This window comes from Bacteroides fragilis (genome assembly GCF_019583405.1).
GTDB classification, from domain to species: domain Bacteria; phylum Bacteroidota; class Bacteroidia; order Bacteroidales; family Bacteroidaceae; genus Bacteroides; species Bacteroides fragilis_B.
The window spans coordinates 308,448-331,581 of sequence record NZ_SZUU01000004.1; the positions used below are offsets into that span (position 1 = coordinate 308,448).

At 45.0% G+C, this 23,134-nt stretch carries 24 protein-coding genes and 1 tRNA gene; 12 read left to right on the forward strand and 13 right to left on the reverse strand.

Features of this window, described 5'->3' with window-relative positions:
- Positions 1-5 precede the first annotated feature (5 nt).
- From FDF36_RS11285 to FDF36_RS11315, 7 genes are all read left to right on the forward strand, one after another.
- A complete protein-coding gene (locus tag FDF36_RS11285) occupies positions 6-716 on the forward strand; it encodes a hypothetical protein (protein WP_220391394.1) in 711 nt (236 codons plus the stop codon).
- A 3-nt stretch (positions 717-719) separates the two neighbouring features.
- A complete protein-coding gene (locus tag FDF36_RS11290; RefSeq protein ID WP_220391395.1) occupies positions 720-1,496 on the forward strand; it encodes a TatD family hydrolase in 777 nt (258 codons plus the stop codon).
- A gap of 161 nt (positions 1,497-1,657) precedes the next feature.
- A tRNA-Ser gene (locus FDF36_RS11295) sits at positions 1,658-1,745 on the forward strand.
- A gap of 78 nt (positions 1,746-1,823) precedes the next feature.
- The gene (locus FDF36_RS11300) at positions 1,824-2,648 is read left to right on the forward strand and encodes a MotA/TolQ/ExbB proton channel family protein (protein ID WP_005808294.1); all 825 of its coding nucleotides are present in this window, start codon (positions 1,824-1,826) and stop codon (positions 2,646-2,648) included.
- A 6-nt stretch (positions 2,649-2,654) separates the two neighbouring features.
- Positions 2,655-3,125: a hypothetical protein gene (locus FDF36_RS11305; protein ID WP_220391396.1), complete on the forward strand. Its 471-nt coding sequence runs from the start codon at positions 2,655-2,657 to the stop codon at positions 3,123-3,125.
- 36 nt (positions 3,126-3,161) lie between these two features.
- Complete coding sequence (locus FDF36_RS11310; protein WP_220391397.1) at positions 3,162-3,752, forward strand: ExbD/TolR family protein; 591 nt, start codon at positions 3,162-3,164, stop codon at positions 3,750-3,752.
- Positions 3,752-4,216, forward strand: coding sequence for an ExbD/TolR family protein (locus FDF36_RS11315; RefSeq protein WP_005781259.1), 465 nt, complete (start codon positions 3,752-3,754; stop codon positions 4,214-4,216). The genes FDF36_RS11310 and FDF36_RS11315 overlap by 1 nt, the downstream gene beginning before the upstream one ends.
- A gap of 393 nt (positions 4,217-4,609) precedes the next feature.
- Here FDF36_RS11315 and FDF36_RS11320 read toward each other — a convergent pair whose 3' ends face one another.
- On the reverse strand, positions 4,610-5,890 hold the full coding sequence (locus tag FDF36_RS11320; protein ID WP_220391398.1) for an IgA Peptidase M64: 1,281 nt from the start codon (positions 5,888-5,890) through the stop codon (positions 4,610-4,612).
- Between the two features lie 150 nt (positions 5,891-6,040).
- Here FDF36_RS11320 and FDF36_RS11325 point away from each other — a divergent pair, with 150 nt between their 5' ends.
- A complete protein-coding gene (locus FDF36_RS11325) occupies positions 6,041-6,517 on the forward strand; it encodes an Lrp/AsnC family transcriptional regulator (protein WP_005781250.1) in 477 nt (158 codons plus the stop codon).
- Between the two features lie 2 nt (positions 6,518-6,519).
- On the opposite strand, the gene FDF36_RS11330 is transcribed toward FDF36_RS11325, so the two are convergent.
- The 6 genes from FDF36_RS11330 to FDF36_RS11355 form a co-directional block, all read right to left on the reverse strand.
- The gene (locus FDF36_RS11330) at positions 6,520-7,014 is read right to left on the reverse strand and encodes a dihydrofolate reductase (protein WP_032531964.1); all 495 of its coding nucleotides are present in this window, start codon (positions 7,012-7,014) and stop codon (positions 6,520-6,522) included.
- A gap of 17 nt (positions 7,015-7,031) precedes the next feature.
- Positions 7,032-7,826, reverse strand: a complete 795-nt coding sequence (locus tag FDF36_RS11335; protein WP_220391399.1) for a thymidylate synthase — start codon at positions 7,824-7,826, stop codon at positions 7,032-7,034.
- Between the two features lie 66 nt (positions 7,827-7,892).
- On the reverse strand, positions 7,893-9,167 hold the full coding sequence (gene cls, locus FDF36_RS11340) for a cardiolipin synthase (RefSeq protein ID WP_005821631.1): 1,275 nt from the start codon (positions 9,165-9,167) through the stop codon (positions 7,893-7,895).
- Between the two features lie 474 nt (positions 9,168-9,641).
- Positions 9,642-9,971: a DUF5056 domain-containing protein gene (locus FDF36_RS11345; protein WP_220391400.1), complete on the reverse strand. Its 330-nt coding sequence runs from the start codon at positions 9,969-9,971 to the stop codon at positions 9,642-9,644.
- Positions 9,955-10,503 carry an RNA polymerase sigma factor gene (locus tag FDF36_RS11350; protein ID WP_005808274.1) on the reverse strand — a complete coding sequence of 183 codons (549 nt, stop codon included), beginning with the start codon at positions 10,501-10,503 and terminating at the stop codon, positions 9,955-9,957. The genes FDF36_RS11345 and FDF36_RS11350 overlap by 17 nt, the downstream gene beginning before the upstream one ends.
- Positions 10,500-11,120, reverse strand: coding sequence for a DUF6249 domain-containing protein (locus tag FDF36_RS11355; RefSeq protein ID WP_220391401.1), 621 nt, complete (start codon positions 11,118-11,120; stop codon positions 10,500-10,502). Before FDF36_RS11355 ends, FDF36_RS11350 begins: the two co-directional genes overlap by 4 nt.
- A gap of 119 nt (positions 11,121-11,239) precedes the next feature.
- Between FDF36_RS11355 and FDF36_RS11360 the strand changes: the two genes are divergently transcribed.
- From FDF36_RS11360 to FDF36_RS11370, 3 genes are read left to right on the forward strand one after another with little or no spacing between them, the layout of a single operon-like run.
- A complete protein-coding gene (locus FDF36_RS11360; RefSeq protein WP_080720228.1) occupies positions 11,240-11,812 on the forward strand; it encodes an ORF6N domain-containing protein in 573 nt (190 codons plus the stop codon).
- Complete coding sequence (locus FDF36_RS11365) at positions 11,809-13,227, forward strand: methyltransferase RsmF C-terminal domain-like protein (RefSeq protein ID WP_220391402.1); 1,419 nt, start codon at positions 11,809-11,811, stop codon at positions 13,225-13,227. Before FDF36_RS11360 ends, FDF36_RS11365 begins: the two co-directional genes overlap by 4 nt.
- Before the next feature lie 35 nt (positions 13,228-13,262).
- Positions 13,263-14,009: a hypothetical protein gene (locus FDF36_RS11370; RefSeq protein WP_005821622.1), complete on the forward strand. Its 747-nt coding sequence runs from the start codon at positions 13,263-13,265 to the stop codon at positions 14,007-14,009.
- 145 nt (positions 14,010-14,154) lie between these two features.
- Here the strand turns inward: FDF36_RS11370 and FDF36_RS11375 are convergent, their stop codons facing one another.
- From FDF36_RS11375 to FDF36_RS11400, 6 genes are all read right to left on the reverse strand, one after another.
- A complete protein-coding gene (locus FDF36_RS11375) occupies positions 14,155-15,333 on the reverse strand; it encodes a TolC family protein (protein ID WP_220391403.1) in 1,179 nt (392 codons plus the stop codon).
- A gap of 125 nt (positions 15,334-15,458) precedes the next feature.
- Positions 15,459-18,545: an efflux RND transporter permease subunit gene (locus tag FDF36_RS11380; RefSeq protein WP_220391404.1), complete on the reverse strand. Its 3,087-nt coding sequence runs from the start codon at positions 18,543-18,545 to the stop codon at positions 15,459-15,461.
- Between the two features lie 76 nt (positions 18,546-18,621).
- Positions 18,622-19,860 carry an efflux RND transporter periplasmic adaptor subunit gene (locus FDF36_RS11385; protein ID WP_220391405.1) on the reverse strand — a complete coding sequence of 413 codons (1,239 nt, stop codon included), beginning with the start codon at positions 19,858-19,860 and terminating at the stop codon, positions 18,622-18,624.
- Positions 19,861-20,030: 170 nt separating this feature from the next.
- Positions 20,031-20,435, reverse strand: a complete 405-nt coding sequence (locus FDF36_RS11390) for a DUF6769 family protein (RefSeq protein ID WP_220391406.1) — start codon at positions 20,433-20,435, stop codon at positions 20,031-20,033.
- Between the two features lie 124 nt (positions 20,436-20,559).
- Positions 20,560-20,835, reverse strand: coding sequence for a hypothetical protein (locus FDF36_RS11395; RefSeq protein ID WP_122130366.1), 276 nt, complete (start codon positions 20,833-20,835; stop codon positions 20,560-20,562).
- A gap of 118 nt (positions 20,836-20,953) precedes the next feature.
- Entirely contained in the window at positions 20,954-22,588 is a 1,635-nt protein-coding gene (locus FDF36_RS11400) for an ABC-F family ATP-binding cassette domain-containing protein (RefSeq protein WP_220391407.1), read from the reverse strand.
- 108 nt (positions 22,589-22,696) lie between these two features.
- Between FDF36_RS11400 and FDF36_RS11405 the strand changes: the two genes are divergently transcribed.
- Complete coding sequence (locus tag FDF36_RS11405) at positions 22,697-23,095, forward strand: response regulator (RefSeq protein ID WP_220391408.1); 399 nt, start codon at positions 22,697-22,699, stop codon at positions 23,093-23,095.
- Positions 23,096-23,134: the final 39 nt, after the last annotated feature.

A 23,134-nucleotide genomic window follows, 5' to 3' on the forward strand; every position in this document is an offset into this window, starting at 1 on the left:
TTGCGATGCCCTATAGACGTTTGCCAAATACAGATCAAGCCAGGATACGGGCGCTGAAAACAGCGGTCGTGAAGGGTGATATGTGTGATGTCTATGATTTGCCTGTCTCACTCAAGACATTGGGAGAAGCCCGTATATTTCTGTCTAAATTTGAAACGGCGCATTCTTATTATGTACACTGTTACGCCGAGCAAAGCAGGAACAGTAAGAAACACCAGGCGAATGTAAAAACAGCCCGGCTTTATATTTCTCACTTTATACAAGTCTTGAATTTGGCCGTGATTCGTATGGAAATCAAGGAGATTCATAAGGCTTTGTATGGTTTGCCTGTGGATAACTTCAGTGTCCCCGATTTAAGTAGTGAAGCTTCCCTGGCCGAATGGGGACAAAAAATCATAGAAGGAGAACGGAGGCGTACCTCTCAAGGCGGTATTCCGATTTATAATCCTACGGTTGCTAAAGTGAAAGTGCATTATGATATATTCATGGAAGGATATGAAAAACAGAAAAACCTTCAGTCTCTCACTAATCGTAGTTTAGAACAACTTGCAGCCATGCGCATGCAAGCCGACCGGCTGATTCTGGATATCTGGAATCAGGTGGAAGCCAAATTTCAGGATGTATCGCCCAATGAGAAACGCCTGGAAAAATGTCGTGATTATGGTCTGATATATTATTACCGGACCGGAGAAATGCAGAATAAGGAGATTCTTTAAAATATGCTTGTTGATTCACATTCCCATCTTTTTCTGGATGAATTTACCGAAGATTTGCCTTTGGTCATGCAACGCGCCCGTGCTGCCGGTGTTACGCATATCTTTATGCCTAATATAGATAGTACGACGATTGAACCTATGCTTTCGGTTTGTGATACTTATCGGGACTTTTGCTTTCCGATGATCGGATTGCATCCTACTTCCGTGAACGAGTCCTATGAAAAAGAGCTTGAAATCGTTGCCAGTAATCTGGAAACTTCCGGTCGGTTCGTTGCTGTGGGCGAGATTGGAATCGATCTTTATTGGGATAAAACCTGGCTGAAAGAACAGTTGATTGCTTTTGAAAAACAAGTGCAATGGGCTCTTCATTACCAATTGCCCATCGTGATTCATTGTCGCGAAGCTTTCGATTATATATATAAGGTATTGCAACCTTATAAAAATAGTGGATTGACCGGAATCTTTCATAGTTTTACGGGAACCCCCGGTGAAGCTGCCCGGATGATGGAGTTTCCGGGATTTAAGATTGGTATAAACGGTGTAGTGACTTTCAAAAAGTCAACGTTGCCGGAAACATTGAGGTCTGTCCCTTTGGAGCGTATCGTATTGGAAACCGATTCGCCTTACCTCACTCCGGTTCCTAATCGTGGAAAGAGAAATGAGAGTGCGAATGTGAAAGATACATTAATAAAAGTTGCCGAAATATATAACGAAGATCCGGAAAAAGTTGCGGAATTGACCGCTGTTAGCGCATTAAAAGTGTTTGGAATGCTCAAATAAGCTTCACAAGATTTTAAATTTTATTAATTTAGTTGATTTATTAAAGATAAAAGAAGGATAATGCTGCAGAAGAAGAAAAAAAAGAATACATTTGTAGCTGAAAACGCTTGTGGTTCGCATTTTTTTTGTAATTTGCACCCGATTTGAGGGAAGCACCGATTGGAGAGATGCTCGAGTGGTTGAAGAGGCACGCCTGGAAAGCGTGTATACGCCAAAAGTGTATCGCGGGTTCGAATCCCGCTCTCTCCGCAAGAAGTATAAACAAGAGACGATAAGTAAATACAATAATAATAATTTAATTAATTAATCTTAAAAATTAGACACACAATGAAAAAGTTATTTGCAATTGTTGCTGTGATGGGAGTCTTAACATTTGGCTCAACTCAACTCGTTCAGGCTCAGGATGCTGCTGCCACCGAACAAGCTGCTCCTGCAGCAGACAAACCGGTTGCTGACGCTGTAGCTGAGGCTGCTGAAGCTTCTGCTCCTCTTGCTGGTGCTGAAGAAGAAGGTGGTATCCACAAAGAAATTAAAGTAAAATTCATCGAAGGTACTGCATCTTTCATGAGTTTGGTTGCTATCGCATTGGTTATTGGTTTGGCTTTCTGTATTGAACGTATCATTTACCTGAGCTTGGCTGAAATCAACACTAAGAAATTTATGTCTTCTATTGAAGCAGCTTTGGAAAAAGGTGATGTTGAAGCTGCAAAAGACATCGCTCGTAACACAAGAGGTCCTGTTGCTTCTATCTATTATCAGGGTCTGATGAGAATTGACCAGGGTATCGATGTTGTTGAAAAATCAGTAGTATCTTATGGTGGTGTTCAGGCTGGTTACCTTGAAAAAGGATGTTCTTGGATCACATTGTTTATCGCAATGGCTCCGTCATTAGGATTCTTGGGTACTGTAGTAGGTATGGTTATGGCGTTCGATAAGATTCAACAGCAGGGTGATATCTCTCCGACAGTTGTTGCCGGTGGTATGAAGGTTGCCTTGATTACTACTATCTTCGGTTTGGTTGTAGCTTTGATCCTTCAGGTATTCTATAACTACATCCTTGCTAAAATTGAAGCTCTTACAAGCGAAATGGAAGATTCTTCTATCTCTTTGCTTGACATGGTAATCAAATATAACTTGAAATACAAAAAATAATCTGAGATGAGTAAGTTAACATATAAAGTATCGTATTACGTACTGTACGCGATGTTTGCTCTTATCGTGATCGTATTAGGTTTATTCTATTTTGGTGGACAAATGGAAACTCCAATTGTATACGACATGGATAATCCCGCAAACACAGATGCCTTGCTGTACTTGATGTATGGTCTGTTTGGCATTGCTGTAGTTGCAACTGTGGTTGCTGCTATCTTCCAGTTCGGTTCTGCTTTGAAAGATAATCCAAAAGGTGCTATCAGATCATTGCTCGGACTTATTCTTCTGGTTCTTGTGTTGGTCGTAGCATGGTCTATGGGTAGTGGTGAAGCACTGACAATTCAAGGATATGAGGGAACTGATAACGTTCCTTTCTGGTTAAAGCTGACTGATATGTTCCTTTATAGTATCTATTTCTTAATGTTGGTAACAGTTCTTGCTATCATCGGAAGTAGTATCAAAAAGAAATTATCATAACTAATTGAGGAAACTCAATAAAATACAGTAACTACAATGGCAAAAGGAAATAGAAAAGTTCCTGAGATTAATTCAAGTTCAACAGCAGATATTGCATTCTTATTGCTTATCTTCTTCTTGATTACGACATCTATGGATACTGACCGTGGTCTGGCAAGACAATTGCCTCCCCCTCCCGATAAGGATCAGGTTGATAATGACGTAATTGTTAAGGACCGTAACGTTTTACAGATTCTATTGAACTATCAGAATCAGTTGATGTGCGGTGGTGAATATGTTGATGTGAAGCAATTGAGGGAAAAAGCCAAAGAGTTCATTGCCAATCCATATAACGATGAAAAATTACCGGAAAAACACGCTAAAGATGTGCCTTTCTTTGGTAATGTCATGGTTACGGAGAATCATGTAATCTCTTTGCAGAGTGACCGTGGATCTTCTTATCAGGTCTATTTTGATGTTCAGAATGAGCTGGTTGCTGCTTATAATGAGTTGAGAGATGAATTGGCTCAGGAAAAGTGGCAGAAAAACTATGCTGATTTGAATGAAGATCAGCAGAAAGCTATTCGTGAAATTTTTCCTCAGAAAATATCTGAGGCTGAACCTAAAGGAGTAAAAAAGAATAATTAATGGGAAAATTTAATAAAACAGGTAAGCGCGGGATGCCTACGCTGAATACTTCTTCACTACCTGACTTGATCTTTACATTGTTGTTCTTCTTTATGATTGTAACAACAATGCGTGAAGTTTCATTGAAGGTTGAGTTTAAGATTCCGCAAGGTACTGAGTTGGAAAAGCTTGAAAAGAAATCTTTGGTTACGTTTATCTACGTAGGTAAACCGACAGCAGAATTTCGTAAAAAACTGGGGTCTGAAAGCCGTATCCAGTTGAATGATGCATATGCTGAAGTTGACGAGATTCAGGCTTATGTAACTAACGAGCGTTCAAGTATGAAAGAGGAAGACCAACCCTTTATGACTGTGTCTTTGAAAATTGACCAGGATACTAAAATGGGTATCGTTACCGATATTAAACAGGCTCTTCGTCAAGCTTATGCACTGAAAATTAACTATTCTGCGAGAGCTCGCGAATAAGTTGATTCCATACATAGAAAAGGTCGTCTGATTAATTCCCAGACGGCCTTTTTTCTTATGAGTATGTCTGGGTTTCTGTGATTGCTTACCCATAGATTTATGTTATTCAAGATTGTGGTGCATTATTGTGTAGACCAAAAGGCGAGCGATCTATTGCTTTTGTACGATAATACAGTTTTTTACTGTTGTCAATGTTTTCTTCTTTTTAGTCTGCTTGATACAGGGTGAGTCATTGTGGGGCAGGTCAATGGTGAAGGTATAGAAGTAGTGATCAGTCTTACGACCTTGAGAACTAAAGTTCAATATCTCTGTTGATCGGTTGAAAGCTGGCTATTTTAATTTTGCCTGACTACAAGGCAATAACATCATCACTACTCCTATATTGAATTCAGGTTATTGACCTGTATAGAATTCTATGATTCGTTTGATGGATCTCTGGCAAACCGGACAAAATGTGGGATATTCATTTGTGCGCATGCGGCAATCGAATGCCGGGCGATAGATACCTTTAGCCGAGTAACCTCCCCCTTCGTATACACCTGTGGGGTATTGGCCCCTATCTGCTACCGGAGTCGGAACCGGGGTACCTTTGGTGAGCATATCTTCCCATTTGGAAGCGAAGTTGACACGTGTGGTTATGTTTTGTTCCCATGGTTCGATACTGAGTGGATAGAGGCCGTTCATCACATCTTCGTCATAGAAGTATTCATCGGCCAGACCACCGAAACTATGTCCGAATTCATGTACCACTACCGGACGGAAGTTGGGGTGATGTGCGGTGGTTAATGTGAAAGCATTGTAGATGCCGCCTCCGCCATATTGTTCTGTATTGGCGAGGATTATGATATGTTCATAGGGAATGCCTGCCAATGCGTCGTTAATTGCTTTTACACGGCTGGTAGTCAGATAGCGGTCAGAGTAGAAAGTATCGAAGTGCGAGCCGAAGGCGGTATGTTTCCATGCTCCCTGTTTCGGAGCGCTGACTCCGCTGTCTGCGGAAGGACTGGCTACGGCTATGATATTGAAACGGTTCTTCATAGACTGGAACGGTTCGTGCGAAAATAGTGCTTCGCATGCCACGGCTGCATCTTTATAGAAAGTTTCCATTTCGGCTTTCGTATATCCTTCGGCCAGGATTGCCACATCGATACATTGTTCTTCGTTTCCGCTTTTCAGCAAATATTTGTGTGGGGTGATGTGTGTGAGTCCTTTTTTATGTATCAGAATATCATTGGGCCTGACGATATGCTTCAGGTTTGCGCTTACTTCGTGTTTGTTGTTGCGCAGCGTGATTTCTACTTCCGCTGGTTTTACAGGGTAGGGCAGGAGATAAGTATTCTCAAATCCTTTGGTTACTTCTTTAGCTTCGTCTGTCTCCAGCCATTCCTGGAATAGTGAGGAAAACGAAGTGGCATAGATAACTTTTCCGCTTTCCACATCACGCATGACAATTTGCCCGTTTCCTTCCAGTGGTAATTCTGCAAGATGATGCCGTCTGCCCGCCCATGTAGGCAGTTCCGAAAGTTCGTCGAGACAAATTGATTGCTTTTCCGCATTTCCGGTGAAAAGATAATCGACGCGCAGTGTTTTGTTCGTAAAGTAGTCCGAAAAGTTTTGTGCGTATGCACATCCTGTCACGAAAAGACAGGTGAATAAGGTCAATATTAGCTTCATATCGTGTGAATTTATTGTTTTTACAAAGGTACGAACTATTGCCGATTTATTCTATTTTTACAAATAAAAGTAATAAACTATAGTATTTATTGCCGGGGAAATAACTAACTTTGCATTAGAGATTGATATATTAAAACAAATTGATTTAAAATGGGACATCATCAATTAGATACTTTAGACGAGCAGATTCTGAAGTTGATTGCCGACAATGCCCGCATTCCGTTTCTGGAAGTGGCAAGAGCGTGCAACGTTTCGGGTGCGGCTATTCATCAACGCATACAGAAGTTGACTAATCTGGGTATATTGAAAGGTTCGGAGTATGTTATCGACCCGGAGAAGATTGGATATGAGACATGTGCTTATATTGGGATTTATCTGAAAGATCCTGAGTCGTTCGATTCTGTGACCAAAGCTTTGGAAGCGATTCCGGAAGTAGTGGAATGTCATTTCACCACCGGGAAATACGATATGTTTATCAAGATATACGCAAGGAACAACCATCACCTTCTGAGTGTGATCCATGATAAACTTCAACCGTTGGGATTGGCTCGTACGGAGACGCTTATTTCATTCCATGAAGCTATCAAGCGGCAAATGCCGATCATGGTAGAAACGGACGAGGATTAAGTTTATCCCCGAACGTAATCTACGAAAGCATATGAGCAGAGATGTTTCTCATCCGCAGGATGGACTTCTCTGCTTTTTTCGTGCCATATAGTCGTATCTACAGCCGGGAAAAAGGCATCTGCTTCCGGAGCTGTGTCATCAACTTCGGTCAGGCATAGTTCGTCGGCCAAAGGCATGGCTTGGCGGTAGACACTTGCTCCTCCGATGATGTATACTTTCTCTTCTTCCTGACAACTCTTCAAAGCGGCTTCCAGCGAAGTGAACACCTCTGCTCCGGGACATTCGGTTGCCGGATTGGAAGAGAGTACCACATTCCGTCGATTGGGTAACGCTCCTTTAGGAAGCGATTCGAAAGTTTTTCGTCCCATTATGATTGTGTTTCCTGTGGTCAGCGCCTTGAAACGTTTCAGGTCGTTGGGCAGCCAGAATAAAAGCTTGTTTTGAAATCCTATGGCCATTCGGTGGTCTACAGCGGCAATAATGCTAATTCTACTCATAGTCTGGTGGAGTTATGTTATACCGCAACTTTCCCTGCAATGTGCGGGTGCGGATTGTAGTTTACTAATTCAAAATCCTCAAACCGGAAGTCGAAGATACTTTTCACATCCGGATTTATTTTCATCTGCGGCAGTGTACGGGGCTCCCGGCTAAGTTGCAGTTTCACCTGTTCCAGATGATTCAGGTAGATATGCGCATCACCCAGCGTGTGGATGAACTCTCCCGCTTTCAAACCGGTGACTTGTGCCATCATCTGTAGCAGCAGTGCATAGGAGGCTATGTTGAACGGTACACCCAGGAAGATATCGGCGCTGCGCTGGTAGAGTTGCAGGCTCAATCGTCCGTTCGCTACGTAAAACTGAAAGAACGCGTGGCAGGGAGGGAGGTTCATGTGATCCAGGTCACCGACGTTCCAGGCACTGACGATGATGCGGCGTGAATCCGGATTGTGTTTGATGGCATCCACCGCTTCACTGATCTGGTCGATGAATCCGCCGTCATAGTTGGGCCACGAACGCCACTGATAACCATAAATATGTCCCAGGTCGCCCTTCTCGTCCGCCCATTCGTTCCAGATGCGTACACCGTGGTCCTGCAGATATTTCACATTTGTGTCTCCTTTCAGGAACCACAACAGTTCGTAAATGATCGATTTCAGATGAAGTTTCTTGGTAGTGAGGCAAGGGAAGCCTTCGTCCAGGTCGAAACGCATCTGGTGTCCGAAGACACTGATGGTTCCCGTTCCGGTGCGGTCACCTTTTTCTGTTCCTTCTGCCAACACCCGGTTGAGCAGATCTAAATATTGTTTCATATGGATGGTTATACTTCTTGAGTTACTAAAAATTCCTGCCAAAGTTACAAAAACAGCCCGAATAACTTACAAGAACGGTGTGAATAAGTTCGCAAACCAACATTTAAACTTCTTCCAAGCCGATTTCTGTCTCCACATTTCCGGGGTCAGACGGGTGCAATGCAGGGTGTCGGCTTCAAAAACGTCATTTAACTGCTGAGTGATGTTTTTGTCGAAAATGAAGGCATTCGTTTCATAATCGTATCGCAGGCTCCGGCTGTTCAGGTTAGCTGTACCTACGGTGCAGAACAGATCGTCCACCATCATGATCTTTGAGTGGTGGAATCCACCGTTGTACAGATAGATATTTGCCCCTTTTTTCATCAGTTTCTGCACGGCATAGAGCGAGGCATCCGGTGTGAAAGGGATATCCGATTTGGAAGAAATCATGATTTCTACTTTCGTTCCCCGGTTCAGTGCCCTCTTGAGGGCCTTGCGGATGGAGGAAGTCGGAACGAAGTATGGATTCACGATGCGTACATCGTGTTGCGCGGCATAGATAGACATGGCATACGTGTGGCTCAGCATTCGGGAGTTCCGTTTGGGAGTGCGGTCTACGATTGCGATGATTGTGTTGCAACTGTCTGCACGTTGCGGATGATTCGGGAAATATTCTTCGCCCACGATGTTTTGTTTGGTAGTCTTGTTCCAGATGTCGAGGAAGATTTCTTGCAGAATATTCACCGCGTCACCTTCGATCCGGATGTGCATATCGCGCCAGGTACCTATCTTGGGTAGCCCGTTGATGTAGTAATCCGCAATATTCATTCCACCCGTATACCCTATTTTTCCGTCGATGACCGCAATCTTCCGATGGTCACGATGGGCTGCATGGTTGATATACGGGAACTTGAACGGATCGAATTTTACGATTTCGATTCCTTTCTCCCGGATTGCTTTCAGATGCTTCTTTTTGAGTGGCTTGTTGTTCGACCAGTTACCGAATGCATCGAACAATGCCCGTACCTTGACACCCTCTTTCACTTTTTCGCCGAGCAGGTCGAACAGTGCATTGGCTATGGAGTCGTTACGGAAATTGAAATATTCCAGATGAATGTGATGCTTTGCTCCGCGGATGGCTTCGAACAAGTCTTCAAATTTCTCCCGCCCGCTTTTGATAAGTTTCACCTTATTATTGTCAGTGATAGGGATGTTAGAGTACTCGAGGAACTGCATGACGAGAGAGTCGCTTCGAATAAATTGTGTAGTGTCCTCCCGCTGCATCAGCAGGCTGTCAATATTCTGTGTTCGGGCAGTGCCTATAGAGAGAATGATCGCTATTATTAAAACGTATAATTTCAAAACCTCAGTCTTTATTTAGTTTACAAGGAAACAAAGATACAACATCTCTGTTCTTGGCTTCTTTTTGTCAAGAGCAGATTTAATGTATATTAACAGTGTGGCGCTTTTTCGGGAAAGAATAGGAGTAATGCTTGATAACATCAGGAGATAATTGATTTACTCCTGATGTTATCGGGTGGAAGAGCCGGGCTTCGGGGGCGAAAGCTTACTGCTTTTGGCAGGAATACACCGTCTTCCGGACCGAAAGACACCGTCTGTTTCCTCCGGACGCACCGTCTTCCGGAAGATCTGCCGGTGATACCATAAAAAAAGGGAAGAGTTGCAACTCTTCCCTTTTACCTCATATTAAATTGAATATATTGTATGTATCTTGTTTACAAAGATAACGCATCCTGATCCTGAAAGCAAGTTTTTCACTTGTTTTTTAGGGCTGTTGCGCACAAATCTCTGTACGGCTTCCGGATTATCTCCGCATCAAGCCATAGACCATGCCTTGCGTGCTCCGAAGAAAGCGAGTACCAGAATGGCGATATAGAGAGATTTCGGATCGAATCCTGTTGTAAGCCCGTGTTGTACCATGGATACAAAAACTTCGCGCAGCGTACTGATAGTGGCTTGCAGACCTCCGAAGGCGAAGAACAGGATGACGCACAATACTGTGCAGACCGTTCCCCATATCTGGATCAACCGGTGGTTTCGTCCCGGTAGGTTACGCATGACGCGGCGGCTGAACCCATCATCTTTTACTTCTTGTTTTTGCTCGCTGAAGAATTGCTTCAGGAGTTTATCATCTGTTTCCGTCATAACCGTTTTGTTTTAAGTAAATTGCCAATTTGTCTTTAGCCCTCGACAGGTGCGATTTGACCGTTCCTACCGGGCATCCCGTTATTCCCGCAATCTTTTCTATACTGACATCTTCCATATAGAACAAAGTGATGCAGGTGCGTTCTATTTCTTTCAGCGTTCTGAGTGATTGGTAAACATCCATCTGTTCGCCCACATTCACTTGTTCGGTGCTGTTGACAGCATCCACTTCACGGGCATCCAGATCCGTTGTTTCCTTTCGGCTGCGAATATAATCATAAAATACGTTATAAGCAATTCTGTAAAGCCATGTTGAGAAACTTGAAAGGTTTTTAAAGTTTGCGATGTTTGTGTAGGCTTTTATAAACGTATCTTGTGCCAGGTCGTCGCTCAGTTCGCTGTCGCCGCAGGTCAGGTTCAGGAAGAAGCGCCGGACGGGCGACTGATACTTCTGTACCAATTGGTCGAAGGCCCTGGTGTTTCTGAACACCACGACCTGTGCGACTAACGATATATCATTGAGCTGGCTCATTTCTGTTCATTCTGGGTTTCGTCTCTGTGTGTAGTGAAAGGGTCTTCCGGGCGTCCGTGCTGCTGGTTGCGTGAGATGATCCACTGCCCGATTCCGGTGAACAACACCAGCAATCCGATACATCCTATGCTGAATTCGTCTGTGATGGCCCAAAGGAAGATGAACAGTCCGATTCCGGTACAGATGTTCTTGATGCCTTTCGTCCGGTAGTCCTGTGGCAGGCTATCTTTGAAAATTCCTTCCGGCAGGGGTTGTCCGGTTGCCAGTGCCTGTTCCATCAGTTTGTACTTTGCTTTCCGGTTTTTGTATCGGAAGTAGAAAGCAACGAATACGATAAAGAAAGGGAATCCGAATATCAGTATGACGACTATTAAACCTGTCAGTATACCTCCGTTAATAGCTCCTTTGCCCATATTGAACGGAAATTCGTTTCCGAAATCGAAGCTGCTGCTCTGGTAGTCGGTGTCTACGGTACTGCTGTCCACAATGTCCGTGTATTCAGCAACGAAGGTAGAGTCTGAAGAGTCATTGTTGTTTTGGGTGATGGTTTGGTTCTGTGCCATTGCCAGCGAACAGAAAGTCATAGCTACCATCAAAGCGATAAAGATACGTTTCATATTACTGTTGTTTTTTTAATTGTTTTTGTTTATTTGTCTGTTAGACGTAGTTCATAGCGCAGAAAGTTGCAAAGAGACGAAATATTTTTGATATTTGCAGCTATTAATACACAAAAGTGATGGAGCTACAAATCATACAGAGCAAGATTTACGAGATACGGGGGCAGAAAGTGATGCTGGATTTTGATCTGGCAGGATTGTATCAGGTAGAAACCCGTGTTCTGAATCAGGCAGTAAAGAGGAATAGTAAAAGGTTTCCTGTCGATTTTATGTTCCAATTGAATGCGGAAGAATGGGAAATCTTGAAGTCACAAATTGTGATATCAAGTTGGGGAGGTACCCGCAAGCTTCCTTTTGCTTTTACCGAACAGGGGCTGGCCATGCTTTCCGGGGTGTTGAACAGTGATATTGCCATCGAAGTGAATATCTCCATCATGCGCGCTTTTGTGGCTGTCCGCCAATTGGTTTCGGCCCTTCCGGTGAATGATATCACCAGGTTGCAAAATGAAATCAAAGAATTAAAAGAATATGTAGAAGAGGCATTTGCCGATTACAATGACATCAATGAAGATACGAGGATGCAATTAGAATTGATTAATCAGGCAATTGCCGAGTTGCAGGTCAACGACAAACGACCGGACGGGAAATCCCGTAATCCGATCGGTTTTATATCTTATAATAAAGGAGAATGAAATTACCTATATCATTTATCGAATCGACCCGTGCGCTGATGGGGGATGAAGAGTATCAGAAATTATCCGTTGCATTGGAGCAAGAGCCGCCTGTTAGTGTCCGGCTGAACAGCAAGTTTACTGATTCGCTGTCCTGTTCTTCCATTTCAGGGTGCATTCCCTGGGCGTCAGGAGGATATTATCTCAATCAGCGGCTGACGTTCACCTTCGATCCTCTTTTTCATGCCGGATGCTATTACGTGCAGGAGGCCTCGTCGATGTTTGTGGAACAGGTGTTGCGCCGGTATGTCACGGCTCCGGTGAAGATGCTCGATCTCTGCGCCGCTCCCGGGGGGAAGTCTACTCATGCCCGCAGCCTGTTGCCGGACGGGAGCCTGTTAGTGGCCAACGAGGTCATCCGTAACCGCTCGCAGATATTAGCAGAGAATCTGACGAAATGGGGACATCCCGATGTTGTGGTTACCAATAATGACCCTTCTGATTTTTCGCGGGTCGGTTCCTTCTTCGATGTCATATTGGCTGATGTGCCCTGTTCGGGTGAAGGAATGTTTCGTAAAGATCCCGGTGCCATAGAAGAGTGGAGCCCTGAGAACGTGGAAATCTGCTGGCAACGCCAACGCAGGATTATCACCGACATCTGGCCTTGTCTGAAACCGGGAGGAATCCTGATCTACAGTACCTGTACCTATAATACCCGGGAAGACGAAGAGAACATTGCCTGGATCAGGCAGGAATTCGGAGCAGAACCGCTGCCGCTTACCGTTCCCGAAGAATGGAACATTACCGGTGGTTTGCTCGTCGGGGCCGATGCGCCTGTCTACCGCTTCCTGCCTCATAAAACACAGGGAGAAGGTTTTTTCCTCGCCGTGCTTCGCAAGCCGGAAGAAGCAGAAGAAACGGATGGAGGCTTCCATTTTCCGAAAAAAAAGAAATCGAAAGGTGAAACGGCTGCTTCATCGGTATCCAAAGAGAATTTGGCCGTTGCCAGAGGCTGGTTGACAACTTCCGACAAGTATGATTTGTTGGTGAACGGTGCTGTGATTACTGCTTTTCCTGCACTTTTTCTGGATGATTTAGCTATGCTTCGTTCGTCTCTCCGCATTGTCCAGGCGGGCACGGAAGTAGCCGAAGTCAAAGGAAAAGATCTGATTCCGGCACATGGGCTTGCCATGAGCCGTCTGCTGGAAACATCGCTTTTCCCGGCCGAAGAGCTGACTTACGAACAAGCCATTGCCTATCTGCGGAAAGAAGCCATCACTCTCTCGCCCTCTGCTCCCAGAGGATACGTGCTGGTCACTTATAAAAAGATACCTTTAGGATTTGTGAAGAACATCGGCAATCGCGCCAATAATCTTTATCCGCAAGAGTGGCGTATCCGAAGCGGATATTTGCCCGAGGACATACGGACATTATGATAGTTCACTCAATATTCACACAAACAAGCTTATTAATGAAAACAAACTTTTATCATCTTTTGGTCTGGCTGGTTGCTTTTAGTATAGGTGTCCCGGCTATGGCTCAGACTGGTACGGAAAGGGTAAAGCCTTTCAGTCATTTATCTGTTTCGCTGAATGCGGGAACACTGGGAGGAGGATTGCAGGTGGCCGCTCCGTTGAACGATTATCTGGGACTTCGTGCCGGATTCTCTTTGTTGAAGTTCAATTATAATTATGATTATGACGGAACCTATGAAGGTCCGTTGCCGGCAAATGCCCGTGTCGGTTATGAGGATCCGGATAGATATTATACGGTTCCTTTGAAGGCTAAAGCGAATATGGCAAACGGAATGGTGTTGCTTGATTATTTCCCGTTCAGAAGATCAGTCTTCCATGTGACTGCCGGACTGCTTTTCGGAACATCGTCCATCCTGAAAGTGTCGGGTGAGACAGACGAACGGATTGAGGTGGGAGATATCATCATCGAGCCGGGGGCTGACGGACGTGTGGAAGCTGCTCTGAAAACCAATGCCGTGAAGCCTTACGTCGGACTCGGATTCGGGCGTTCGGTGGCTCACTCACGCGTAGGTTTCAAGTTCGAATTGGGAGCTATGTTTCATGGCAATCCGAAGATTGAAGCAACTACCGGAAAGATCGTGGAAGATGCGGTTGACCAGGAACTGAGCCGTTTCAATAAATTCCTGAAAAACTTTAAGGCTTATCCCGTACTGAACTTCCAGTTATCTTATCGGATATTCTGACGGACTTTCAGTTGAGGTGTCAAAAGCCTTTTTTACCACGGACCACACAGATTCTCATAGATAATTCATTTTGATAATCAACAGCTTGCAATTCAATCTATGTTAATCTGCGTAATCTGTGGTGAAAAGGGGGGCAACCCAACTCTTATAGTTTATTCTTATATATCTTTGCCATGGCCTTCTGATACTGGTTCTCCAGTTGTAGATAGTTCTGTTTGCTCTGATATACTACCGATACTTCTACAAAATATTCTATCATACTGATTTGTCCGCCTGTCAGTGCTTGTTTCAGCAAAGATAAATCCTGTTGCGCCTGAAAGGTTTTCTCGTATTCTTCCATTGAAGTACGTAGTGTGTGGGCTTCGCGGTAAAGTTGTGTCAGTTCCGATTCCACCTGTACCGAAGTATTGGCCCGTTGCAAGTCGATGTTCAGTGACTGTGCTTTGGCTATCTTCACTTTGTTGCGGTTCTCGAACAGGGGGAAAGAGAAACCTACGACAACTCCGTTGAAAGGCTCGCCCGATTCGGTATTCCGACGGTATCCCAGTTCCAGCTTCGGAAGCCATTGCGATTTGTTGACTGTGATTTGTTTGCGGGCAGCGGCACTTTCACTGTTGAGAGCCTGCAGTGTGTAGTCCGATGCCAGAACTTCCGTTTTCAGTTCTTCGTAATTGGTAGGAAAGATAACAGCCGGATAGTCGGAGTCTTCAAACACGACCGGTATGTTTCCGTTCAGTGCCGTCAGCTCCTGTATTTTATTCCGAAGGGCCGTTTCGTTTAACGATGCTTCTGTTTTCACGTTCAGCAGTTCCAGATTGATCTTATTGGTTTCGATCACGTTGGCATCTCCTGTTTGCAGACGTTTGGCATACATGGCAGATAGCTCCTCGGCGTTTCGCAAACGTTCTGCCAGTATCTGTTGTTGCTTGCGCAACATGATGATATCCAGACAAACATCTTTAGCCTGTAACAGGATACTTTGGCGGAATACACTTTTTTGCCCGTCAAAAGCACCGGACTTCAGTCGGTTCAGTTGATTGCGGGTGGCATACAGGCTCGGAAAGTCGAAACTTTGGGAGACTACAAGCTCACCGATCGTATTATTCTTATCTTTGTTGTTCCACAAATGGGCATACGAAAGGGTAGGGTCAGGCAGATTATTGTCCGTCCGGGCTTCCAGCTTCTGTGAGGCAATCAATTGTGCGTTGGCTTGCAACTCTTTATTATTGGTTTCGATGTTGCGCAGTACCCCGTCTATACCGGTTTGTGCCTGCAATCCGGATAGCGCAAAGAGGGTGGCGGCAAGTATGGTTATTCGTTTCATATGATTATTGGGGTTTATGGCTTCACATCTCTGAGGGTATATCGAAATTCGTATTCATCACAAAGTATCACAGAGTTCCACATCTGTGGTGCATGATGACACACTCTCAGGAGTGAGGCCTTTTATTATTTTCTTTTTCCGTTCATCATCAGATAAACAATCGGGATAATAAATCCGTTCAGGAAAGTCGACGTCAACAGACCGCCCAGGATTACCTTTGCCATCGGACTTTGAATTTCGTTACCGGGCAGACTTCCGCTTAATGCCAGCGGTATCAGTGCCAGAGCGGACGAGAGGGCTGTCATTACAATCGGGTTCAGACGGTCGAGTGATCCACGGATAACGCTGTCGTATACTCCCAATTCTTCTACCTGTTGCAGGTGGTTGTAATGGCTGATAAGCAACATACCGTTACGCGTGGCGATACCAAACAGCGAAATGAAACCGATGATGGCCGGGATGCTGATTTCTCCCGTTGTGATCAGCAAGGCAAACACACCTCCGATCAGTGCCAGAGGCAGGTTTATCAGGATGACCGCCGACTCCTTCACGCTGCGGAACTCATGATACAGCAGCAAGAAGATCACTACAATGGACATGAATGAGGTCAGTGCCAGAGTGCGGCTGGCTGCCTGCTCGCTTTCAAATTGTCCGCCGTATTCGATGTGATAACCTTCGGGGAGCTTGATTTGTTCGTCCACCTGCTTTTGAATATCATTTACCACACTTCGCAAGTCACGATCGGCTACATTGGCAGAGATGACGATTTTGCGTTTTACGTTTTCGCGGTTGATGGTATTCGGCCCCATAGCCGAAACTACGTCGGCAATGTAACTCAACGGCACTTTCTTTCCGTCCTGTGTGTCTACCATCAGGTTGCGTATCTTTTCGGCTTCGTCACGGAAACTGTTTTCCACTTTCACAATCAGGTCGAAGCTCTTACCCTGTTCGTATACTTGCGAAATCACTTCACCGGCCAATGCCACATTGATATATTCAGAGAATTCCGGCAGAGTAATGCCATATTTAGCCAGCATTTCCCGTTTGGGGGTGATCTTCAATTGCGGACGTTCGATCTGTTGTTCTACGTTCAGGTCGGCGATGCCCGGAATGTTGTCGATAGCCCCTTTTATCTGGTTGCCCAGAGAGAACATCTTGTTCAGGTCGTCACCGAACAGTTTGATGGCGATATTGGCTTTGGTACCACTGAGCATAGCGTCGATACGATGGCTGATGGGCTGTCCTATTTCGATATTTGCTCCGGTGATGGTACCTAATTTCTCTCGTACATCCGCCATCAGTTCGGTACGCGAGCGGTCTTTCAGTTCGAATGGCGCTTCTATTTCCGATACGTTCACACCTAAGGCATGTTCGTCCAGTTCGGCACGTCCGGTCTTGCGGGCCACTGTCTGTATCTCGGGGATGGATAGCAGAAGTTCCTCGGCACGGTGTCCCATCTTATCGCTCTCTTCGAGTGAGATACCCGGCAACGAACTGATGTTGATAGTGAACGACCCCTCGTTGAACGGCGGAAGGAACGAGCGTCCCAAAGTGAAGAAGAATCCCAGAGCGATGATGAATAGCCCGATGGTACTTCCCAAAGTTACGCGTTTGTGGGATAATACCCAAGTCAGTGCTTTTTCATACCCTCCTTTCATCCAGCGCGCTACGAGGGCCTCTTTCGGAAGTTTGTCCCCTTTGTCTTTACCCAGCAGATACGAGCAAAGTACCGGGGTCAGTGTCAATGCCACTATCGTCGATGCGAATAATGCTACGATGAAGGCAATGCCCAGCGGAACCAGCATGCGTCCTTCCATACCGGAAAGGAAGAAGAGAGGCACAAAGCTGACGACAATAATCAGCGTAGAGTTCAGGATAGGCATACGAACCTCTTTGGAAGCGTTGAATACCACCTGGATAACTGAAAGGCGTTCACTCTCGGGCAGGAGGCGGTTCTCACGCAACCGTTTGTATACGTTTTCTACATCGACAATGGCGTCGTCCACCAGCGAACCGATGGCGATGGCCATACCTCCCAGACTCATGGTATTGATGGTCAGTCCCATGAAGTGTAAGGTAAGTATGGAGACAAGCAGTGAGAGAGGCAGTGTTACCAGTGAAATGACCGTAGTCCGAACATTGGCAAGGAACAGGAACAAGACGATGACTACAAAGATGCCGCCCTCAAAGAGTGACTTCTTTACATTGCTGATGGAGTTCTCGATGAAACGGCTCTGGCGGAAAATGTCGGTAGATACCTTTACATCCGGTGGCAGATTCTTTTGCAGGTCTTTCAGTGAAGCTTCCAGTTTATCGGTCAGTTCCAACGTACTGGTGGAAGGTTGTTTGGTGACGGTCATCAGTACTGCGGGTTTTCCTCTTTCCGAGGCGGTACCCAGTTTGGGAGCTTTCGGGCCAATCCGGACATCGGCTATGTCTTCCAGCAGTACGGGTACGCTATTGATGCTTTTTACCACTGCTTTGCCCAACTGATCTACTTTGGCGGTAGAAAGTACGCCGCGTACAATGTACTCGTTGCCATACTCGTAAAGTACTCCTCCGTTTGCATTCAGGTTCATTCCCCGGGTGACGGTCATCACCTCGTTCATCGATACACCGTAATGACGCATACGTTCCGGATCGAGTTGAATCTGATATTCTTTCAATTCACCTCCCAATACGGCTACCTGTGCTACACCTCCGGTAGAGAGCAGGCGCGGACGGATGGTCCAGTCGGCAATGGTGCGCAGGTCGAGCATGGAAGTCGAGTCGGCTGTTAATCCGATAATCAGGACTTCACCCAGAATAGACGACTGTGGTCCCAGTGTCGGTTTACCTACATTCGAAGGAAGTTCTTCGCCTACGATGGCCAGCTTTTCGCTTACAATCTGGCGGGCAAGGTATATGTCGGTTCCCCAGTCGAATTCTACCCATACGACAGAGAATCCGTTGGTCGAAGATGAACGTACACGGCGCACACCGGTGGCACCGTTTACGGCTGTTTCTACGGGAAAAGTCACGAGTTGTTCCACCTCTTCGGCTGCCATACCGTTGGCTTCGGTCATAATGACCACCGTCGGGGCATTGAGATCGGGGAACACGTCTACTTCGGTATGCATGGCGGTATAAGTTCCGCCAATCAGCAACAGTACCGAGGCTACAAGCACCAGGATACGGTTCTGAAGAGAGAAATGTATGATTTTATTTAACACAATATTCTTTGTTTATAGTTTGTAACCTATGATTGCCGGATTTACTTCGATTGTAAATCTTCCAATCGTAAATCTTTTAATGTTCGTGACTGTGTGCAGGTATTGCGTTGCTTGCTGAAGCCAGTTTTACTTGATAAGCACCTTGGGTCACTACCCGGTCACCGGCTTTAACACCCGAAAGTATCTGTACGCTCTTACCGTTATCGGCTCCGAGGGTGACTTCCTGTTTCTTATATCCTTCTTCATCCAGTTGCAGATAGATGAAGAATAGGCCCTGTTCTTCGGTTAGTGCGGTGCGTGGAAGCGATATCACGTTTTCCATGGGTGACGACAGCAGGTATACTTCAACGAACGAACCCGGAATGATGTCACCCTTATTGTCGAATTCGAAAGTGACCGGCACGTAAAATGAATTGTCGCCGGCCGATTTGCCGAATGACAAAAGGCGGCCGTTCAATCCTTTCAGTTCGTATACTTTATCATCATATGGTGTCTTGAAATTGGCCGAACCGATGGTGCGCAGAGACGGATAGTATTTCTCCGAAACTTCGGCTCGCAGGAAGAGACGGCGGTTCTGTGTAACGCTGACCAATGGCTGGCCGATGGTCACGTAATCTCCTTCTTTCACCAGGATATTCTTTACGAACCCGGCAATAGGGGAAACCACAGCTTGTCCGCTTGCCGAATGATTCTTGGCAAGTGCTTCATAACTGATACGTGCATTTTCATAATTTTGTTCTGCTTGTGCAAACTCTTTGTCGGATACGATTTTGTTTTTTACAAGTGCTTGCATACGCTCGTACTCTTTCTTGGATATTTCGTAGGCGATGCGGGCACGTTGTACCGGGTCGCCATCGGCAATGTTGCTGGATGAAATGGTCACCAATGCAGTGCCTTTGCCCACACTCATGCCCTCGGTCACTTTACTGCGAAAACTAACGACACCGGCCACAGTAGCTACCGCTACGGATTCATCTCCCTGTGCAGCCAGCACTTGCCCGCTCGTTTTTATCACTTGTTCAAAAGCTTCCGGTGCGATGACGCTTATTTTCACTCCGGCTGCTTCAGCTTTTGCTTTCGGCAGGATGATTTCGTCACTGTGCCCGGCTACCGGTTCGGTACTTTGGCTGTGTTCTTCACCCTCGTGATCATGTCCTTCATGATCTTCGCCTTCGTGATTGTGGTTTTCACCTTCATGGTCGTGGTCATGTGCTTCTGTTCCATGGTCGTGGCCTTCGTGGTTGCCACCCGATTTACTGTTGCAGGAACCCAGGATAAACAATCCGAGGATTCCCATAAAGATAAGTTTCTTCATGATGATATAAATTCTTTACTTTTGATGATTCTGGGAAGTAGATCTGTGTAGGTTTTAAACCAAATACCTTTGGTTTAAAAACAAGGCATCGTTGGTTTTAAAGGAATATCCCATTGATTTTAAACCAACGGTCAGTAGATTCCTAACCTTACGAAATAGGGCTTATAAGCCTATACAACAGGGTATGGAGGGGCACGAAGGCCGAAGGCACAGTTGATAACCGTGCTGTGAAGAGATTCCCGGTAGGCGTAATAATTCTTAATACGCCGCTCTTGGGGCTTGAATAAATTCTCTATGATAAGGTCCGTAAATAAGATGGCAGTAAACAAATAGTGAGGGCTGTTGTCTGCCTGTACGGATGGGGTTGGCGAATTGAGACGTGTCATACATCCGTCATTGCAGCACGAATCATTGCTTGGATAATGATGATGTTTGGTGCACTGAGGCTCTGGTGTCACATCATTTTTCATACATATCATGCCATTGGCATGATGATGATGTGGAATAACGGGTACGACCAACATGATCATGCTGATAAAAAGGAGAAAAGAGAGTATGTACCGTTTATTCCTCATTCTTATTTTTATATTGAGCGACAAAGATAGTCTATCATCGGGTAAAAAACAAACAGTGTTACTTAAAAAACAAAAAGACAAGCAGATAACTACTTGTCTTTTCAGAAGAGAACGTCAGAAACGTTTATTTTTTCTTTCCTCCTTTGTCTTTGGTGCATTGGGCGTCTTTACATCCGGTTTTGGCTTTACAATCAGCTTTTTGTTTGCATCCGTCAGTTGTTTTCTTACCTGCTTCTTTCTTGCAACATGCTTTTTCTTCCTTTTTACAGCATGCTTTGCTGTCTTTTTTATCACATTGCTCTTTCTTGACTTCTTTCTTCTTTGCGTCCTGAGCTTGGGCAGTAGTGCCCACCATGCACATTGCTGCAACGAAAGCAGCACAGAAAACTAATTTCTTCATACGGTTTCTTTTTTAGTTGATTAAACGGGTTTTGTACCTTTCTTTATAATTTAACAGGTAAAGGTTGCCGTATGTTAGTTATCAAATATTAAATTCATGCGAATAAATCATGGAAGTATTATCTTTCCAACTCCCGTAGCGAATCCATTTTCTTTTTATCAAGGAATTCATAGATGCCGCATAAGTGTTCTGTTACTTTTTTGTTGCCAAACTCATATACCTTGGTCACCAGTCCGTCCAGAAAATCGCGGTCGTGTGATACCACAATCAGTGTACCATCGAAATCTTTCAGTGCCTGCTTCAGGATGTCTTTGGTTTTCAGGTCGAGGTGATTGGTAGGTTCGTCAAGAATCAGCAGATTCACAGGTTCCAGCAACAGCTTGATCATGGCCAGGCGTGTACGTTCACCTCCTGAAAGTACTTTTACTTTTTTCATCGACTCTTCCGGTCCGCCAAACATGAACGCTCCCAGCAGGTCGCGTATTTTATTACGTATTTCTCCTTTGGCCACATCATCGATTGTCTGGAACACAGTTAGGTTCTCGTCCAACAATGATGCCTGATTTTGAGCGAAGTATCCTATTTGGACATTGTGTCCCAGGGTCAGTGTTCCGTCATGTTCTATTTCGTTCATGATACATTTTACCAATGTCGATTTACCTTCACCGTTTTTGCCGACAAATGCTACTTTATCGCCGCGTTCAACTGTCAGAGTGGCGTTACGGAAAACAACATGGTCGCCATAGGTTTTGCCGACACCGTCCATAATGACAGGATAGTTGCCCGAACGGGGTGAAGGCGGGAACTTCAGACGCAATGCCGATGTGTCTTCTTCGTCCACCTCCAGTATTTCCAGTTTTTCGAGCATTTTTACCCGGCTTTGCACCTGAAGTGTTTTTGAATAGGTACCCTTGAAACGTTCAATGAATTCTTTTGTTTCAGCAATGAACTTTTGTTGCTCTTCGTAGGCTTTCTGTTGCTGCTCACGGCGTTCTTTGCGTAATTCCAGATATTTGGAGTAATTCACTTTATAATCGTAAATGCGTCCCATAGTCACTTCGATGGTGCGGGTAGTGATATTATCTACAAATTTGCGGTCGTGACTAATGACGATTACTGCCTTTCCGTTATTGATCAGGAAGTCTTCCAGCCATTGAATGGACTCTATGTCCAGGTGGTTGGTCGGTTCGTCCAATAAAAGCACATCCGGTTTTTGCAATAACAGTTTAGCCAGTTCGATACGCATCCGCCATCCACCACTGAAGTCACTGGTTTGCCGGTGGAAATCTTCACGCATGAAGCCTAATCCGAGAAGTGCCTTTTCTACGTCTTCCTCGTAGTTAGTGGCATCAATGGCATAGAACTTTTCGCTAAGGGTCGACACGTTTTCTATCAGTTCCATGTAGCTGTCGCTTTCATAGTCTGTGCGTGTTTCCAGTTCTTTGTTCATGCGTTCTATCTCGGCTTCCATTTCGTGCAGATGGGCAAAGGCCTGGGCAGTCTCCTCGAAAACCGTTCGTCCGTCTTCTGTCATCAAATGTTGAGGCAGGTAGGCTATGACACACTCTTTGGGAGCAGATATCCTGCCACGGGTAGGCTGGCGTACTCCTGCCAAAATCTTGAGTAGGGTACTCTTGCCTGCGCCGTTCTTTCCCATAAGCGCGATGCGGTCTTTTTCGTTAATAACAAATGAAATATCGCTAAATAATGTGGTTCCGCCGAATTCCACGGCCAGTCCGTCTACTGAAATCATATTGCTTCTTTAAATTTTAGCCGCAAAGATAATCAAATCTATGATTTTTTTTTATACCTTGCGGGCTGAATCGAATAAGATGAAATAAAAAGTAAACCTATATATAAAATGGATATTGAAGAAATTAAAGATTTTCGTCCTCTTATTCTTGTGGCCGAAGATGATGATAGCAATTTCAAATTGATTAAAGCTATTATTGGTAAAAAATGCGACATTCTTTGGGCTAAGAACGGTGAAGAAATGCTGAACTTATACCGTGAACACAATCAAGATGCACATGCTATTCTTATGGATATTAAAATGCCGATTATGAACGGATTGGAAGCAACCCGGATTATTCGCGAAGAAGGAGCAACCCTTCCCATTATTATGCAGACTGCCTATGCTTTCAGTTCAGACCGGGAGAATGCTATGCAAGCCGGTGCATCCGAAGTATTGGTAAAGCCCATTACGGTAAGTGCGCTTCGTAGCTGTTTAAGCAGCTATTTTCCGGAAATCAAGTGGTGAGATGATGTTAATTACAATAAATAAGGCTGACTTTAGAAG

What these genes read in the sequence shown, in the direction of transcription:
- FDF36_RS11360 (WP_080720228.1), top strand. Translation starts at nt 11,240, where the DNA reads ATGGAGCTACAAATCATACAGAGCAAGATTTACGAGATACGGGGGCAG.
- FDF36_RS11285 (WP_220391394.1), top strand. Translation starts at nt 6, where the DNA reads ATGCCCTATAGACGTTTGCCAAATACAGATCAAGCCAGGATACGGGCG.
- FDF36_RS11355 (WP_220391401.1), bottom strand. Translation starts at nt 11,120, where the DNA reads ATGAAACGTATCTTTATCGCTTTGATGGTAGCTATGACTTTCTGTTCG.
- FDF36_RS11385 (WP_220391405.1), bottom strand. Translation starts at nt 19,860, where the DNA reads ATGAAGAAACTTATCTTTATGGGAATCCTCGGATTGTTTATCCTGGGT.
- FDF36_RS11405 (WP_220391408.1), top strand. Translation starts at nt 22,697, where the DNA reads ATGGATATTGAAGAAATTAAAGATTTTCGTCCTCTTATTCTTGTGGCC.
- FDF36_RS11335 (WP_220391399.1), bottom strand. Translation starts at nt 7,826, where the DNA reads ATGAAACAATATTTAGATCTGCTCAACCGGGTGTTGGCAGAAGGAACA.
- FDF36_RS11325 (WP_005781250.1), top strand. Translation starts at nt 6,041, where the DNA reads ATGGGACATCATCAATTAGATACTTTAGACGAGCAGATTCTGAAGTTG.
- FDF36_RS11365 (WP_220391402.1), top strand. Translation starts at nt 11,809, where the DNA reads ATGAAATTACCTATATCATTTATCGAATCGACCCGTGCGCTGATGGGG.
- FDF36_RS11330 (WP_032531964.1), bottom strand. Translation starts at nt 7,014, where the DNA reads ATGAGTAGAATTAGCATTATTGCCGCTGTAGACCACCGAATGGCCATA.
- FDF36_RS11290 (WP_220391395.1), top strand. Translation starts at nt 720, where the DNA reads ATGCTTGTTGATTCACATTCCCATCTTTTTCTGGATGAATTTACCGAA.
- FDF36_RS11395 (WP_122130366.1), bottom strand. Translation starts at nt 20,835, where the DNA reads ATGAAGAAATTAGTTTTCTGTGCTGCTTTCGTTGCAGCAATGTGCATG.
- FDF36_RS11400 (WP_220391407.1), bottom strand. Translation starts at nt 22,588, where the DNA reads ATGATTTCAGTAGACGGACTGGCCGTGGAATTCGGCGGAACCACATTA.
- FDF36_RS11350 (WP_005808274.1), bottom strand. Translation starts at nt 10,503, where the DNA reads ATGAGCCAGCTCAATGATATATCGTTAGTCGCACAGGTCGTGGTGTTC.
- FDF36_RS11310 (WP_220391397.1), top strand. Translation starts at nt 3,162, where the DNA reads ATGGCAAAAGGAAATAGAAAAGTTCCTGAGATTAATTCAAGTTCAACA.
- FDF36_RS11370 (WP_005821622.1), top strand. Translation starts at nt 13,263, where the DNA reads ATGAAAACAAACTTTTATCATCTTTTGGTCTGGCTGGTTGCTTTTAGT.
- FDF36_RS11390 (WP_220391406.1), bottom strand. Translation starts at nt 20,435, where the DNA reads ATGAGGAATAAACGGTACATACTCTCTTTTCTCCTTTTTATCAGCATG.
- FDF36_RS11345 (WP_220391400.1), bottom strand. Translation starts at nt 9,971, where the DNA reads ATGACGGAAACAGATGATAAACTCCTGAAGCAATTCTTCAGCGAGCAA.
- FDF36_RS11320 (WP_220391398.1), bottom strand. Translation starts at nt 5,890, where the DNA reads ATGAAGCTAATATTGACCTTATTCACCTGTCTTTTCGTGACAGGATGT.
- FDF36_RS11300 (WP_005808294.1), top strand. Translation starts at nt 1,824, where the DNA reads ATGAAAAAGTTATTTGCAATTGTTGCTGTGATGGGAGTCTTAACATTT.
- FDF36_RS11305 (WP_220391396.1), top strand. Translation starts at nt 2,655, where the DNA reads ATGAGTAAGTTAACATATAAAGTATCGTATTACGTACTGTACGCGATG.
- FDF36_RS11315 (WP_005781259.1), top strand. Translation starts at nt 3,752, where the DNA reads ATGGGAAAATTTAATAAAACAGGTAAGCGCGGGATGCCTACGCTGAAT.
- FDF36_RS11375 (WP_220391403.1), bottom strand. Translation starts at nt 15,333, where the DNA reads ATGAAACGAATAACCATACTTGCCGCCACCCTCTTTGCGCTATCCGGA.